Origin of the sequence: Hoeflea sp. AS16 (assembly GCF_038900095.1) — a bacterium.
Classification (GTDB): Bacteria; Pseudomonadota; Alphaproteobacteria; order Rhizobiales; family Rhizobiaceae; genus Hoeflea.
Genome location: NZ_JBBMQQ010000002.1, coordinates 123,072 through 139,085, shown reverse-complemented (window position 1 = coordinate 139,085; position 16,014 = coordinate 123,072). Strand labels below are relative to the sequence as shown.

General features: G+C 61.6%; 11 protein-coding genes. 2 read left to right on the top strand and 9 right to left on the bottom strand.

What is annotated here, in order from left to right; genetic code table 11:
* Nucleotides 1-2: 2 nt before the first annotated feature.
* The 4 genes from WNY80_RS05980 to WNY80_RS05965 all read right to left on the bottom strand — a co-directional run bounded on the left by WNY80_RS05980 (nt 3) and on the right by WNY80_RS05965 (nt 6,843).
* Complete coding sequence (locus WNY80_RS05980; protein ID WP_342886449.1) at nt 3-3,194, bottom strand: helicase-related protein; 3,192 nt, start codon at nt 3,192-3,194, stop codon at nt 3-5.
* Nucleotides 3,195-4,032: 838 nt separating this feature from the next.
* Nucleotides 4,033-4,728 carry a glutathione S-transferase gene (locus tag WNY80_RS05975; protein WP_342886448.1) on the bottom strand — a complete coding sequence of 232 codons (696 nt, stop codon included), beginning with the start codon at nt 4,726-4,728 and terminating at the stop codon, nt 4,033-4,035.
* 181 nt (nt 4,729-4,909) lie between these two features.
* Nucleotides 4,910-5,635, bottom strand: coding sequence for an acetoacetyl-CoA reductase (phbB, locus tag WNY80_RS05970; protein ID WP_342886447.1), 726 nt, complete (start codon nt 5,633-5,635; stop codon nt 4,910-4,912).
* Between the two features lie 32 nt (nt 5,636-5,667).
* A complete protein-coding gene (locus WNY80_RS05965; RefSeq protein ID WP_342886446.1) occupies nt 5,668-6,843 on the bottom strand; it encodes an acetyl-CoA C-acetyltransferase in 1,176 nt (391 codons plus the stop codon).
* 244 nt (nt 6,844-7,087) lie between these two features.
* On the opposite strand from WNY80_RS05965, the gene phaR reads away from it, so the two are divergent.
* Together phaR and WNY80_RS05955 are read left to right on the top strand one after the other, a co-directional pair.
* Nucleotides 7,088-7,681: a polyhydroxyalkanoate synthesis repressor PhaR gene (phaR, locus tag WNY80_RS05960; protein ID WP_342886445.1), complete on the top strand. Its 594-nt coding sequence runs from the start codon at nt 7,088-7,090 to the stop codon at nt 7,679-7,681.
* 201 nt (nt 7,682-7,882) lie between these two features.
* On the top strand, nt 7,883-8,314 hold the full coding sequence (locus WNY80_RS05955) for a heme-binding protein (protein WP_342886444.1): 432 nt from the start codon (nt 7,883-7,885) through the stop codon (nt 8,312-8,314).
* 30 nt (nt 8,315-8,344) lie between these two features.
* Here WNY80_RS05955 and WNY80_RS05950 read toward each other — a convergent pair whose 3' ends face one another.
* The 5 genes from WNY80_RS05950 to WNY80_RS05930 form a co-directional block, all read right to left on the bottom strand.
* Complete coding sequence (locus WNY80_RS05950; protein WP_342886443.1) at nt 8,345-8,749, bottom strand: hypothetical protein; 405 nt, start codon at nt 8,747-8,749, stop codon at nt 8,345-8,347.
* A gap of 200 nt (nt 8,750-8,949) precedes the next feature.
* Nucleotides 8,950-12,408 carry a pyruvate carboxylase gene (gene pyc, locus WNY80_RS05945; RefSeq protein WP_342886442.1) on the bottom strand — a complete coding sequence of 1,153 codons (3,459 nt, stop codon included), beginning with the start codon at nt 12,406-12,408 and terminating at the stop codon, nt 8,950-8,952.
* Between the two features lie 87 nt (nt 12,409-12,495).
* Complete coding sequence (locus WNY80_RS05940; RefSeq protein ID WP_342886441.1) at nt 12,496-13,233, bottom strand: autoinducer binding domain-containing protein; 738 nt, start codon at nt 13,231-13,233, stop codon at nt 12,496-12,498.
* Nucleotides 13,234-13,473: 240 nt separating this feature from the next.
* A complete protein-coding gene (locus WNY80_RS05935; RefSeq protein WP_342886440.1) occupies nt 13,474-14,619 on the bottom strand; it encodes an iron-containing alcohol dehydrogenase in 1,146 nt (381 codons plus the stop codon).
* The gene (locus tag WNY80_RS05930; RefSeq protein WP_342886439.1) at nt 14,616-16,004 is read right to left on the bottom strand and encodes an aldehyde dehydrogenase family protein; all 1,389 of its coding nucleotides are present in this window, start codon (nt 16,002-16,004) and stop codon (nt 14,616-14,618) included. The genes WNY80_RS05935 and WNY80_RS05930 overlap by 4 nt, the downstream gene beginning before the upstream one ends.
* Between the last annotated feature and the right edge of the window lie 10 nt (nt 16,005-16,014).

Genomic DNA, 16,014 nt, shown 5'->3' with positions numbered 1-16,014 from the left:
ACCTATTTTTTCAGCTGGTCACGCAAGGCTGCCAGGGCTGCGAAAGGTGAATCCGGATCGATCGGCTTCTCCTTGCGTTGCGGCCTGTCGTTGCGCCCGCCGCGATTGGCGTCACCGCCCTTGCCCTGTCCACCCTTGCCCGGGCCGCCCCTGCCGGGGCCGCCCTTGCCCTGGTGACCGGGCTTTCCGCGGTGTCCCCTGTTGGGCCGGCCTTCACCGTCCGCAGCGGCTTCGCCTTCCGGCTTGTCGCCGGAACGGGCATTGCGGTTTCCACCCTCGCGCCGGCCACGGCCTTCACCGGGCGCATTGCGCGGTCCGCGCTGTCCGTCCTGACGGCCACCCGGCCGCCACAGCAAGACCGGACGTGGCGCTTCGGCTTCTTCTTCGGCTTCCGCCTTTGGCGCGTCGCCTGCAGGGGTTGCTTCCGCAGCAGTTGCGTCTGCCTTGTCCGTGACGGACTCGCTGGCAACTTCGGCCGGCTGAACAGCAGCCTCTTCGCCCGATGCCGGCGTTTCAGCCGCTCCAGCGGTTTCGGCCGGAGTGTCCGCAGTTGCCTCTGCGGCGGGTTCGGCAGCGGCAGGCTGTTCGCCATCGGGCGTTGCCTGCTTGTGCGGGCGATCGGCAGCCGTGCGTGAGACAACGACCTCGACCACCGGTCCGGCGCCATTTGCTCCCGCGGCTTCCGCCTGCGCCGAATCGAGTGCGGCGAGGTGGCTTTGTGCTTCTTCAGCCGGAACCGCGTCGGCGCGGTAGCCCAGCCCCTTGAGGATTTCCTCGATGTCGTCCTGCGTGGCGCCGAGAATGGAAAGCATTCCGGTCGTGGTGATGAACCGGCGGCCATCATAGGCGGCTTCCGGGCGTGCACCTTGCGAACCCGGCTTCCACTGCAGCGCCGGCCGGATCAGATCGGCCAGCCGCTCGAGAATGTCGATGCGCACCGCGCGCTTGCCAAGAAACCGGAAACCGGCGAGGCGATAGAACTCGCGGTCGATCTCGGGATCGGTGGCAACCGACGTACGGCCGGCGGCCAGCAGCGGCGTCACATCGCCATAGCCGGGCTTGGAGAACCCGTCATTGGCCAGCGCCCACAACAACGTCACCAGTTCGGCCGGAGCCGGCTTCAGCAACGCCGGCATGAAAATGTGATAGGCGCCGAAACGGATGCCGTATTTGCGCAAGGATGCGCGTGCCGACTGGTCGAGATCCTTGATCATCTCGGCCACGTCACGGCGGAACAGGACACCGAGATTCTCGGCCAGCCTGAAAGCCAGGCCGCGGGCCAGACCGTCAAGATCCTCCGCCCGTGTCAGGTCGTCGAGCGGCTTGAGCACGGTGGCGATATGATGATTGACGAACCGGTCTATCCGGGCGGCAACGAATTCGCGCGCGGTCCCGGTCAGTTGATCGTCGGCCAGCAGGATGGTGCGCGGCTTGAGAATGTGATCGCCGCTCGCCAGCTTGGCAACAGGATCGCCCAGCCAGCGCACGGTTCCGTCCGCGCCGATGGCAAAGTCGGAATTGCCTGAAGCATGCAGGCGTGCCGCCCGCGCTTCGAACTCCAGCCCCAGTGCCTTCTGCGCAGCAGCGAGCACGGCCTTGGCATCCGGCCCGTCCGCCGACGCATCCGCCATGAAACGGAATCCGGCTAATTGTCCAATATGGTGACCTTCAACAAAGACATCACCGTTTACACTGATTTCAGCTTCGAGCATCGCGTTCTCTCTCAGGCGCCTCATGAGCACAGATGTCCTGCGGTCAACAAAGCGTTTCGTCAACCTTTCATGCAACGCATCGGACAATCGGTCCTCAATTTCGCGCGTCTTTTCCTGCCAGTGTGTCGGATCGGCAAGCCATTCAGGTCTGTTTGATACATATGTCCAGGTCCGGATTTGTGAAATCCGGGCCGACAAGGTGTCGATTTCTCCATCCGTGGAGTCGGTTCTACGCACCTGTTCGGCCAGAAAATCCTCGTTCACCGACCCGGTGCGGATCAGGTCGCGGTAGATCGTGGCGATCAGGTCGGAATGTTGCGCCGGCGCGATCCGCCGGTAATCGGGCAGCGAGCAAACGTCCCACAGCGTGGCGACATTCTTCGGAGTGCTGGCCAGATCCCGCACCTCGAAATCATTGACCAGGTGCTCGAGCGCACGCTGATCCACCGCCGGCACCGCGCGGGTCAGCCCCTGCACCGACGGGATTTGCTCGAGACTTGCCTGCAGCGCCTTCAGAGAAGAAAAATCCAGCTGTTTCGAGCGCCATTGCAGGATCTTGACCGGCTCGAACACGTGCGTTTCAAGCCGCTGCACCAGCTCCTCGGGCAGAGGTTGAACCTGCCCGGTGACGCCGAAGGTGCCGTCGCGCAGATGCCGGCCGGCACGGCCGGCAATCTGGCCGAACTCGGACGCCGTCAGCTGCCGGTAGGAATAGCCGTCAAATTTGCGGTCCTGGGCAAAGGCCACATGGTCGACATCGAGATTGAGCCCCATGCCGATGGCGTCGGTGGCCACCAGGTAATCGACGTCGCCGTTCTGGTAAAGCTCGACCTGGGCATTGCGGGTGCGCGGGCTCAGGGCACCGAGCACCACCGCGGCGCCGCCGCGCTGACGCCGCACCAGCTCGGCAATCGCATAGACCTCGTCCGCCGAGAACGCCACGATGGCCGAGCGCCGCGGCAGCCGGGTGATCTTCTTCGATCCGGCATAATGCAATTCCGACAGGCGCGGACGTTCGACGATGGTAATGCCGGGCAGCAACTGCTCCAGGATTCCGCGCACCGTGGCCGATCCAAGCAGCAGGGTCTCTTCCCGGCCACGCAGCGACAGGATCCGGTCGGTAAACACATGCCCGCGCTCGAGATCGCCGGCGATCTGCACTTCATCGATGGCAACGAAGGCGGCGTTGGTTTCCTGCGGCATCGCTTCCACGGTGCAGACCGAGTAGCGCGCGCCGGGCGGCGTGATCTTTTCCTCGCCGGTGATCAGCGACACATGGCTCACGCCGACCTTCTCGACCATGCGGCCATAGACTTCGCGCGCCAGCAGCCTCAGCGGCAGCCCGATCACCCCGGACGAATGCGCAGCCATTCGCTCGATTGCGAAATGGGTCTTGCCGGTATTGGTCGGACCCAGCACGGCTGTGACGCCGCGTCCGGACAGGATCAATGGTTTCGGGGGATGGCTGGGGAAAGCGGGCATGTCGTCCGTATTCAGATCAAGTCGGGTGTTACTAACACATCACGGAAGGCGAAACAGTGGCTAATCTCAAAGAGTCCGATAGCTGGCATTTTAACCATTGGAACAGTGGCGGAACGAATCAGCGACGAATCAATGACTCCCCCTGATTCCGCTTTTGTTCACCGCAATATCTGCCCCATCAGGGCAATCGCGCCACCACATGCTGAATCGCCCGGAGGACAGATGGCTGCGATTGGAGCACCAGCGTTAACCTTTGAATTCCACGCCGGTCTGGCGCACTGCACGCAGTCGTGAATTTTAAGGATTTGGTAATAATTCCAAACACTTCGTTAATCGTTTTTCCGATATTTGAACGATCCGGTTAACCTTTGGAACAGCCGCGGAACGAATCGGCGACGAATCACTGACCTGGCCTTGTTGGCCTTTTGTTCACCACAACATATGGATTTTCGGCAGTGGTCCTGCCACTATTTCGCGACGCCCGGGATCGCGTTATAGACGCGGATCGCGGCCAAGATTAACCTTTTCCGCCAGGCCGCAATTCCGCGGAGCAACCATTGCGGACTTTTTGGTCGCCTTCACGTCGTTCAGATTTCGTTAAATATTCCAAACACTTCGTTAACGCGCTTGGTGGCATTTTCTTAGTTTTGTTAACTTCCGGAACAGCGGCGGAACGAATCGGCGACGAATCAGCCTCATGCCGGATTTCCCGGTTTGTTCCATACCAGATCTTGTGTTGCGGCGCGCAGTGCGGTCTATCCGGCCGCGACGCGAGGCCTGAATTGCCGGGTTGACAGCCGGTTTTGTTAACCAATCGGCCTCTGCTGCACCTTCCCGGCTACAGCACCGCCCGGAGCGACGCCTCGATCTGACCGCCGCACCATGCGTCCCCGAACTCGGTGTCGCTTCTGGCCCTGAGATCACTTTGGCAGGCGAGTGTTGCGATCCGGTCCGACAGACCTGCAATTGCCGGCGCATGCCCGTCGAGCACCGGCCTGAGCGGCGGGAGCTTTGCGGTCATGGTGCCCCACAGCGTTGCTGTCACGATATCTGCGAGACCGGGAGCATCGCCCCCCAGCATGAAGCCCGCGGACGCGGTCAGCCCGTTGCGCCGGCCTGTCTCCGCGAAAATTTCCATCCAGCGGTGAAGCCTGGGCTGGAATACTCGCCAGGACGCCTCCGTCCACATCTGCGCCCCGTTGTAGCGGGTCATCTCGTAGAGCACGTCATTGGCATCGCAAACCAGCTTGAGACACATGGCTTTCATCACCGGATCGGCGCTTATGAGCCCGTGCTTGTCTCCAAGGTAGGCCAGAATTGCAGGCATCTGCGAAAGGTGAATGTTGCGGCTGTGATCGGTCAGGACAGGCGGTCCCATATGCGCGATCAGCTGCTTGTCAGGCTCTGAAGCCCTTTGCGCCAGCGTCTTCTCGTATCCAGCCTCTTCCCACGTGCAACCGGCATGGGCAAGAACGGCGCGGACGAACTGCCCGCGAAACTGGATGGGCCAATAATAAAGCGTGTAATCGGCCATTGCCGCCTTCTCCCTGAACGAGATCCCTCAAGATCCCGGCATGTCTTTCACCACCGGGAGCGCCGATTCTGGCGGAGATTGCTGCTGACCGCCAGACGCGCCCCGGAACCGGCAAGGGCGCACCAAGCAAAACGCCCGGCAGTTTCCCGCCGGGCGCAATTTTCGTTCACAACCGGAACCGTCAGCTGAAATACTGACCGCCATTGGCAGAAATGGTCGACCCGGTGATGAAACCGGCATCATCGGCAGCCAGGAACACCACGCAACGGGCAATCTCCTCGGGCTCGCCGAGACGACCGACCGGAATTTGCGGGATGATGCGTTCCTTGAGCACCTTCTCGTCGATGGCCTTGACCATGTCGGTGCCGATATAACCCGGGCAGATCGCATTGACGGTAATGCCTGCACGTGCGCCTTCCTGGGCCAGAGCCTTGGTAAAGCCGATATCGCCCGCCTTGGCGGCCGAATAGTTGACCTGCCCGGCCTGACCCTTCTGGCCATTGATCGAGGAGATGTTGATCACACGGCCGAACTTGCGCTCGCGCATCCCGCCCCAGATCGGGTTGGTCATGTTGAACAGCCCGGTGAGGTTGGTGTTGATCACCTCGTTCCACATCTGCGGCGTCATCTTGTGGAACATGCCGTCGCGGGTGATGCCGGCATTGTTGACCAGCACGGCGACAGGACCGAGATCGGCCTCGACCTGGGCAATACCGGCAACACAGGCATCATAATCGGCAACCGACCATTTGTAGGTCTTGATGCCGGTCTCGGCGGTGAACTTCGCCGCCGCCTCGTCATTGCCGGCATAGTTGGCAGCGACCGTATATCCGGCCGCCTTCAACGCGATCGAAATCGCTGCCCCGATCCCTCGTGACCCTCCAGTCACAATAGCCACTTTGCTCATGCTGTTTCTCCCGGTTGAATACTACTCGCCGATCAGCCGCGCTCGACGCAGAGCGCAACACCCATGCCGCCGCCGATGCACAGCGTCGCAAGACCCTTCTTGGCGTCGCGGCGAACCATCTCGAACAACAGCGTGTTGAGAATACGCGCACCCGATGCGCCGACCGGGTGACCGATGGCAATCGCGCCGCCATTGACGTTGACGATCACCGGATCCCAGCCCATCTCCTTGTTGACCGCACAGGCCTGTGCCGCGAACGCCTCGTTGGCTTCCACCAGGTCGAGATCGCCAACGCTCCAGCCGGCTTTTTCCAGCGCCTTGCGCGAAGCCGGGATCGGGCCTGTGCCCATGATCTGCGGATCAACGCCGGCCGTTGCCCAAGAGGCAATCCGCGCCATCGGGGTGATGCCGCGCTTGGAGGCCTCGGCTTCGCTCATCAGCACCGTTGCGGCAGCACCGTCGTTGATGCCCGACGCATTGGCGGCAGTCACTGTGCCTTCCTTGTCAAAGGCAGGACGCAGCTTGGCGATGCCTTCGATGGTCACGCCATGCTTGATGTATTCGTCTTCCTCGACGACCGTGTCGCCCTTGCGGCCCTTGATCGTCACGGCGGCGATCTCGTCCTTGAACTTGCCGGCCTTCTGCGCGGCTTCCGCCTTGTTCTGCGAATTGACAGCAAACGCATCCTGCTCTTCGCGCGACAGCTGCCACTTCTTGGCAACGTTCTCGGCGGTGTTGCCCATCAGGTAATTGTAGAAGGCGTCGGTCAGCGCATCGAGCATCATCGTGTCGACCATGCCGGCCGGGCCCATCTTCACGCCATTGCGCAAATGCATCGCATGCGGCGCCATCGACATGGATTCCTGGCCGCCTGCAACGATGATGTTGGCGTCGCCCATGGCGATCTGCTGCATGCCGAGCGCGACCGCGCGCAGACCCGAACCGCAGAGCTGGTTGAGGCCCCAGGCGGTGGCTTCCTGCGGGATACCGGCTGCCATCGCTGCCTGCCGCGCCGGGCCCTGGCCCTGGCCGGCAGTCAGGATCTGGCCGAGAATGACTTCGTCGACTTCTTGCGGTGCAACACCGGCGCGCTCAAGCGCGGCCTTGATGGCAACCGCGCCCAGATCATGCGCTGCAACGGAGGACAGAGCACCGTTGAAAGACCCGACCGGGGTGCGGGCGGCACTGGCGATAACGATTGAACTCATGATGGATTTTCCCTGTCATGTGATTGTGAGGAGTTGCTCAGACCGTGACGGAGCTTGAAGTTCATGTCAAATGCCTGAACGTCGAATTTTGCATGCAATCGGTTTAATCAGGACCATAGTCTGATGAATTGCCGCTGCCTTCGCCGCATCGCACAAAGGAATTGTCTTTATCAACCTTTTTCGCCTACAGTCTGGGTCAACAAGGCGAGTTTCAGGTCTGGGGAGACCTTTGAGGAGAGCGAATATGGCGAAGAACAGCGGCACCATCACGATCAAGAAATACGCCAATCGCCGCTTGTATAATACGGGCACGAGCACCTATGTGACGCTCGATGACCTCGCGGTCATGGTCAAGAAGGGCGAGGATTTCGTCGTGCTCGACGCCAAGAGCGGTGACGACATCACCCATTCGGTTCTGACCCAGATCATCTTCGAACAGGAATCCAAGACCGGCAACACATTGCTGCCTGTTTCCTTCCTGAGGCAGCTGATCTCGGTCTATGGCGACCAGTTGCAGATGGTGGTTCCGAGCTACCTCGAACACTCGATGTCGGCCCTGACCGAACAGCAGGAACAGGTCCGCGAGCAGATCACCAAGGCCTTCGGCGACAATCCGGTGGCGCGCAACATCCAGTTGCCGATCCAGCTGGTCGAAGAGCAGGTCCGCCGCAACACCGAAATGTTCCAGAAGGCGATGCAGATGTTTTCGCCCTTCGCGCTCGCCCATTCGACCCAGTCCGAGGAAGCGCCGAAAAAGTCGGACACGTCCAAGGATATCGATGATCTCAAGACCCAGCTCAAGCAGCTCCAGGACAAGATCAACTCCATCGACAGCTGACCGGGACACCCCGGACGTCCTGCGGCAAGGGCATCAACTCCGCCTTGTCTTTGACCTGGCGCGTATAATCGCTGCGCATTGTTTCCATTCAGGCGAAACAGCTTTCCTCCGTCCATTCCGGCCAGGTCAGTGGCGCAAGGCCCGGTTCACGGCCTATAAGCGTGCGATCTGTTTCTGATACTGACCCGAAAGGCTTTCCCGATGACCGATCTTCCCCTGGCCAAAGCACTCAAGATCATCACCACAGCACTCGCAACGGGCAAGGAACTCGGCCTCAAGCCACTTGCCGTGGTGGTGCTCGATGCCGGCGGCCACGTCAAAGCCTTCCAGCGACAGGACGGGGCATCAATGATGCGCTTCGAGATTGCCAGCGGCAAGGCGTACGGCGCGCTGGCCGTGGGTGTCGGATCGCGCTGGCTCAATGCCCAGGCTGAGACCCGCCCGCACTTTCTGGAAGGTCTCTCGGCTGTCTCAGGCGGCAAGATCGTGGCCGTCCCCGGCGGCGTGCTGATCAAGGACCGCAAGGGCGCCATCATCGGCGCGGTCGGCATCACCGGCGACACCTCGGACAATGACGAGAAAGCGGCAATTGCCGGCATCGAGGGCGCTGGCTTCACGCCCGACGCGGGCTGAGCCAGCCTGACCGGAATTGCGGTCGCCGGGTTACAGCCCGATCGAAACGTCCCGGCCCGCCGAACGGATCGAGACGGAGAACCCGGCGATCACATCAACCAGCGCAATCACCATCAAAATGAAGAACACGTGCGTGGCGGCATCGCGCACCAGCAGGAACTCGACCAGGAACGCCACGAACACGAACATCGACAGCATGTGATCGATCACCGACCATGAACCGGTGCGCGTGGCCTTCAGCACCTCGATGAACAAAAGCACCAGCGAGACCACGATCAGCAGGTCTCCAAGGCTCATCGTCCAGGTGGCGCCCGACATCATCGACAGCGAGGTGATCGTCGATCCAAGCCCGGCAACGCCGCCGCCAATCAGCCCGATCAGGACCAGGTTATACGCAATCAGCGGTACGATCATCAGCGGTACGGCAGCGAGCATGGGAACCCTTCTTGACTGAATTTTCCTGGTGCAGCCAGCCGGCAGCACCCTGGTCATTGTCCCTCTTCGGCACAATCGCTGCGACAATGCGAAATCAATCCGCCGAGCGCAAGCAGATCAAACAGCATTTTATCATATTATGGACTGTTGTGACCGATCCGCCGCCGAACACAGCGGCGGATCAGGCGTGGGTGGGCGCCTCAGGCGTAGACGATCAGCAGATCCTTGGCGTCGATCTGGTCGCCGGTCTTGACCAGAACTTCGGCCAGCACCCCGTCGCGCTCGGCATGAATCGCCGTTTCCATTTTCATGGCTTCGATCGACACCAGCACATCGCCCGCGGTGACTTCCTGGCCTGCCGCAACCGCAACCGTCGAGATCACGCCGGGCATCGGGGCTGCAACATGCGCATCATTGCCAACTTCGGCCTTGCGACGAGCGGCCGAACCCGATGCGCCATGCGCCCGGTCCGGCACCTTGACCCGCCTCGGCTGGCCATTGAGTTCGAAGAACACGGTCACCATGCCCTTGTCGTCGGGTTCACCCTGGGCCAGGTTCTGCACGACCAGCGTCTTGCCCTTCTCGATCTCGACGAAGAGTTCGCCGCCGACCGGAATTCCGTAGAAATAGGCCGGTGTCGGCAGCATCGAGACCGGTCCGTAGGTTTCCGTCGCAAGCGCGAAATCGGTGAACACTTTCGGATACATCAGGTAGGACGCAAATTCGTTCTCGCTGACCTTGCGCTCGAGCTTGGCTTCGATCTCGGCCCGCTCGGCTTCAAGATCGGCGTCCGGCAACAGCGAACCCGGACGCGCGGTATAGGCTTCCTCGCCCTTGAGCACCTTGCTCTGCAGCGCCTTGGGCCAACCGGCCGGCGGCTGGCCGAGATCGCCGCGCATCATCGAGACCACCGATTCGGGGAACGACACATCCTTGTCCGGATTCTCGACATCGGCGACGCTCAGATCCTGGCTGACCATCATCAGCGCCATGTCGCCGACCACCTTCGATGAGGGCGTCACCTTGACGATATCGCCGAACATCTGGTTGGCGTCGGCATAGGCCTGCGCCACCTCGTGCCAGCGGGTCTCCAGTCCCAGCGAGCGGGCCTGTTCCTTCAGGTTGGTGAACTGGCCGCCCGGCATCTCGTGCAGGTAGACTTCCGAGGCCGGTCCTTTCAGATCGCTTTCAAACGCCGCATACTGGTTGCGCACGGCTTCCCAGTAAAACGAAATCCGGCGGATCCAGTCGGTATCGAGACCGGAATCGCGTTCGTGTCCCTTCAGCGCTTCGACAATCGAACCCAGGCATGGCTGCGAGGTGTTGCCTGAAAGTGCGTCCATCGCCGCGTCCACGGCATCGACACCGCTGTCGATTGCCGCCAGCACCGTCGCAGCCGAAATGCCGGACGTATCGTGTGTGTGGAAATGGATCGGCAGATCGGTCGCCTCGCGCAAGGCCTTGAACAATTGCTGCGCCGCAGCCGGCTTCAGCAGCCCGGCCATGTCCTTGACCGCGATGATATGCGCGCCAGCCTTCTCAAGCTCGGCTGCAAGCCCGGTGTAGTATTTCAGATCATATTTCGGTCGCGCCGAGTTCAGAATATCACCGGTGTAACAGATGGTCGCTTCGCAGAGCTTGTTCTCCTCGCAAACCGCATCCATCGACACGCGCATGTTCTCGACCCAGTTGAGGCAGTCGAACACCCGGAACAGGTCAATTCCGCCCTGCGCCGCCTGACGCACGAAATGCCTGACCACATTGTCGGGATAATTCTTGTAGCCGACGCCATTGGCGCCGCGCAGCAGCATCTGGAGCAGCAGGTTGGGCGCACGCTGGCGCACCATGTCGAGCCGCTCCCACGGATCCTCGGTCAGAAACCGCATCGACACGTCGAAGGTGGCGCCGCCCCAGCATTCCAGCGACAGCAGATCCGGCAGCGCCCGTGCATAGGCGCCGGCCACGGCCGCGATATCATGCGTGCGCATGCGGGTGGCGAGCAGCGACTGGTGCCCGTCGCGCATTGTCGTGTCGGTGATCAGGACGCGTTTTTGCTCCCGCATCCAGCCGGCGAAGCCTTTCGGGCCGAGCTCGTCGAGCAGCTGCCGCGTTCCGGGCCGGACTTCGCCTTCGACATGGGGCACCCGCGGCGGTGCGGCTTCCGCGATGGGCAGCGGCCGGCCCTTGGTCTCGGGATGGCCGTTGACGGTCACATCGGCCAGGTAGGTCAGAAGCTTGGTGGCGCGGTCCTGGCGCTTGACCTGCTCGAACAGTTCCGGCGTGGTGTCGATGAACCGCGTCGTATAGGTGTTGTTGCGAAACTCGGGGTGGCCGATGATCGCTTCCAGGAAGGTCAGGTTCGTGGCCACGCCGCGGATACGGAATTCGCGCAGTGCCCGGTCCATCCGGCGGATCGTTTCTTCGGGCGTCGGCGCCCAGGCGGTAACCTTCTCCAGCAGCGGATCGTAAAACCGCGTGATCACCGCGCCGGAATAGGCCGTGCCGCCATCCAGCCGGATGCCAAAACCGGTGGCGCCACGATAGGCGGTGATCCGGCCGTAGTCGGGAATGAAGTTCTGCTCGGGATCTTCCGTGGTGATGCGGCACTGCAGTGCATGGCCGTTGAGCCGGATATCGGCCTGCGCCGGAACGCCCGACGCCGGGGTGCCGATGACTTCGCCTTCCAGAATGTGGATCTGCGCCTTGACGATGTCGATGCCGGTGACCTCCTCGGTCACCGTATGCTCGACCTGGATGCGCGGATTGACCTCGATGAAGTAGAACGCACCGGTGTCGATATCCATCAGATACTCGACCGTGCCGGCACCGACATAGCCGGTGGCATTGGCGATCTTCAGTGAATAGGTCGCCAGTTCCTGGCGCTGTTCTTCGCTCAGGTAGGGAGCCGGCGCACGCTCGACGACTTTCTGGTTGCGGCGCTGCACCGAGCAATCGCGCTCGAACAGGTGCACGGCATTGCCGTGGGTGTCGCCAAGGATCTGGCTTTCGACATGGCGCGCCCGCTCGACCAGTTTCTCGAGATAGACCTCGTCCTTGCCGAAGGCGGCCATCGCCTCGCGCTTGGCTTCGGTCACTTCGCGGGCCAGGTCCTTCGGGTCGCGGATGGCGCGCATGCCGCGGCCGCCACCACCCCAGGAGGCTTTGAGCATGATCGGATAGCCGATTTCCTCGGCCATTCGCGCCACGACATCCATGTCGTCGGGCAGCGGATCGGTTGCCGGAACCACCGGAACGCCGATCTCGATGGCAAGGTTGCGCGCAGCCACCTTGTTGCCCAGCCGCCGCATCGTGTCGGGCTTCGGGCCGATGAAGATGATGCCGTTTTCCGCGCAGGCATCGGCAAATTCCGGGCTTTCCGACAGCAGGCCATAGCCCGGATGGATCGCATCCGCGCCCGACAGCTTTGCCACCCGGATCACTTCCTCGATCGAAAGGTAGCTTTCGATCGGGCCGAGATCGCGCTCAAGATGCGGGCCGCGGCCAACCTGGTAGGATTCGTCGGCCTTGAACCGGTGCAGTGAAAGCTTGTCTTCCTCTGCCCAGATCGCGACTGTTTTCATGCCCAGCTCGTTGGCTGCGCGAAACACGCGAATGGCAATTTCCGAACGGTTGGCGACAAGAATTTTGGAAATCGGCACGGACAGGCTCCCGGGTTTGGGCGAAAGAAACAGGATCAGAACGAGCCCTGCCCGCAATCATTAGCGTCTGTTTTGCTGCAGTGCAAATCAGGAGATCAGACCAAGCCTGAATGCGATCGCCACCACATGATGGCGGTTTTTGGCCTGCAATTTGTCCTGGATGCCATTCATGTACCAATCAACCGTGTGCGCCGAAAGGCCGAGCGTCGCGCCCATCTCGTTGGATGTCATGCCGTAACCGAGATATTCCAGCGTTTCCATCTCGCGGCGGGTCAGCGGCATGCTCACAGGCCGGCTGATCCGTTCATGCGCGCCAGGATCGAGCGCCTCGAGAAGCTCCCAGAACGCCTTCTTGGCCAGTGCGTCCATCATCGCCATTTCCGACGGGGACAGCTCGACCGGACGGCCGGCAACCGTCAGCACCCCGACCAGGCCACGCCGCCCGTGGACGGGAAAAACATAGCCGTCCTCAAGCCCGTGACGGCGCGCATCGGCCATCATGCGGTCAATGCGCTTGTGATGCGGATCCTGCTTGAAAGCCTCGATCGGCTCACTCCAGCGATAGCCGCGCTGGCTGTGACCGAGATATCTCACTATCGGATCGATGGCTGCGTATTTCCGCTTCACATAGACGTCGGGCCAGCCTTTCGGCCACTGCCCTTCAAGCATGATATCGGACGCCTGGCTCTCCGGACCGGGCTGCCGGACAAGCGTGAAATAGTCGAACCCGAGCTCCTGGATCACCTTCCGGATCCGCACGCGGATGCTCTCTGCGCCTTCTTCTTCGTTTCTTTCAGCATCAAGAAACTGCAGAACGGCGTTCATTTCCATAATCTCCCCCAAAGGATCAAATTTGGCGTTTATTGTTATAAATCAATAGTATTTGCCAGTAAAATCAGGATTCGGGGGCCATTGTAATCCTAAATCTTGCAGTTGCGCCAGAATTTCTTTGCAATCTCCCCACGAGATAGAATACCCGGCGCAAACCGCAAACGAAAACCGGCCCGCGCAAGAAAGCGCGGACCGGTTTGGTCCGGACAAGACCGGACAAGAAGCGGCAGTAGATCAGATGCAGGCTTCGAACAACGCCCTGGTGTTCTCGCTGGTCAGCTTCACCGGATTGCCGCCGGCACTGGGATCTTCCAGCGCCATGGCGGTCATTTCATCGATCCGGTCGCGACCGACGCCGAGCGCTGCCAGCTTGTCAGGCACGCCAAGATCAGAACGCAGCTTCAGCACGTAATCGTAAAATCCGTCGAAGCCGCCATCAATGCCCATATAGGCCGCGGCCCGCGCGATCCGATCCTCGATGGCCGGACGGTTCATCTTCAGCACCGGCGGCATCACCACCGCATTGGTCATGCCATGGTGCGTGTTGTAGACCGCGCCGATCGGATGCGACAGCGCATGGATGGCGCCGAGGCCCTTCTGGAACGCAACCGCGCCCATCGCCGCCGCACTCATCATTTCCGCACGGGCATCGATGTTCGAACCGTCGGCCACAACCAGCGGCAGGTTTTCCTTGACCAGCCGCATGCCTTCGAGCGCGATGCCCTGGCTCATCGGGTGGTAGAACGGCGAGGAATAGGCTTCCAGGCAATGCGCGAATGCATCCATGCCGGTGCCGACCGTGATGATCTTCGGCATGCCCACTGTCAGTTCCGGATCGCAGATCGTCACCGCAGGCAGAAGTTTGGGATGGAAGATGATCTTCTTGACGTGGGTAACCGAGTTGGTCAGCACGCCTGCGCGGCCGACTTCCGACCCGGTACCCGCTGTCGTCGGCACCGCGATGATCGGGGCGATGGCATCACCATTGGCGCGGGTCCACCAGTCGCCGATGTCCTCGAAATCCCAGACCGGACGAGTTTGACCGGCCTGAAAGGCGATCAGCTTGCCCAGGTCGAGACCGGAGCCGCCGCCAAAGGCGATCACGCCATCATGGCCGCCGGCCTTGAACACGGCAACACCGGCTTCGAGGTTCTTCTCGTTCGGATTCGGGTCAACTTCGGCGAACACCGCACGGCCAAGGCCTGCGGCATCCAGAAGGTCGAGTGCATTGGCCGTGATCGGCAGCGAGGCAAGCCCCCGGTCGGTGACCAGGAGCGGTTTTTTCATGCCCGCCGCGGCGCAGGCTTCGGCGAGCTCCGAAATGCGGCCGGCTCCAAAACGGATTGCGGTGGGATAAGACCAGTTGGCGCGCAGGCTCATGCGGATTTCTTTCTCAGATGGTAGGATTTGGGACGGGTGAGGTTGTGAAAACCGATCTCCGACAGCGAGCCGCCACGGCCTGTGGCCTTGCAGCCGGTCCAGCACAGCGCAGGATCGAGATAATCGGCACGGTTCATGAAGACGGTGCCGGTCTCGATTTCGGCACCGATGCGCTGGGCGCGTTCGGCATCATTGGTCCACAGCGACGCAGTCAGGCCGAACTGGCTGTCGTTCATCAGCGCAAGTGCATGCTCGTCACTGTCGACCGGCATGATGCCGACCACCGGACCGAAGCTCTCGTCACGCATCACCCGCATGTCATGGGTCACGTCGACAAGGATCTGCGGCATCAGGTAGGCGCCGCCATCATCGGCAGGAAACAGATTCGGATCGATCAGGCCACGCGCGCCGCTGGCAATGGCTTCCGCGGTCTGTGCCCGGACTTCCCTGGCGAAGCGCACATTGGCCATCGGCCCGATCGTGGTCTCCTGCTCCAGCGGATTGCCAAGCTTGAGACCCGACGTGACCCAGGCCGCGGCCTTCTCGACGAAGGCGTCATACAGCGGCCGGGCGACATAAAGCCGTTCGATGCCGCAGCAGCATTGCCCGGCATTGAACATCGCCCCGTCCATCAGCGTATCGACCGCCCAGTCGAGATCGGCGTCTTCCATCACGTAGCCGGGATCCTTGCCGCCAAGCTCCAGCCCGAGACCGGTGAAGGTGCCTGCCGCAGCCCGCTCGATTGCCTTGCCGCCGCCGACCGAACCGGTGAAGTTGATGAAATCGAAGCTTCCCGCCGCGATCAGCTTTTCCGTTCCCTGGTGGTCGAGGAACAGGTTGATGAACACGTCTTCCGGCAACCCGGCCTCGCTGAAGGCGCGGACCATGCGTTCGCCAACCAGCAGCGTCTGTGTGGCATGCTTGAGCACCACGGTGTTGCCGGCGATCAGTGCCGGGGCGACCGTGTTGATGGCGGTCATGTAGGGGTAATTCCACGGCGCCACCACGAAAACGACGCCATGCGGCACGCGGTCGATGTGGCGATCGAACTGGGCCGAGTTCTCGATCTCGATCGGCGCCAGCGCCCGTACTGCAATGTCGGCCATGTAGTTGGCGCGCTCGTTGAGACCACCGAACTCGCCGCCATAGCGGATTGGCCGGCCCATCATCCATGCCAGTTCCGGCACCACCTCGTCGCTCATTTCGTTGAGCCGCGCTACACCGGCCCTCACCAGCGCGATGCGCTCTTCCAGCGGCCGCCGGGCCCAGTCCTTCTGCGCCTTGCGCGACCGGGCGACAGCCGCTGCCGCATCGTCGACGCCCATCACCGAACGCTCGGCATAGACCGACCCGTCAACCGGCGATATCAGTTTCAAACTGCTCATTGCTTGGTCT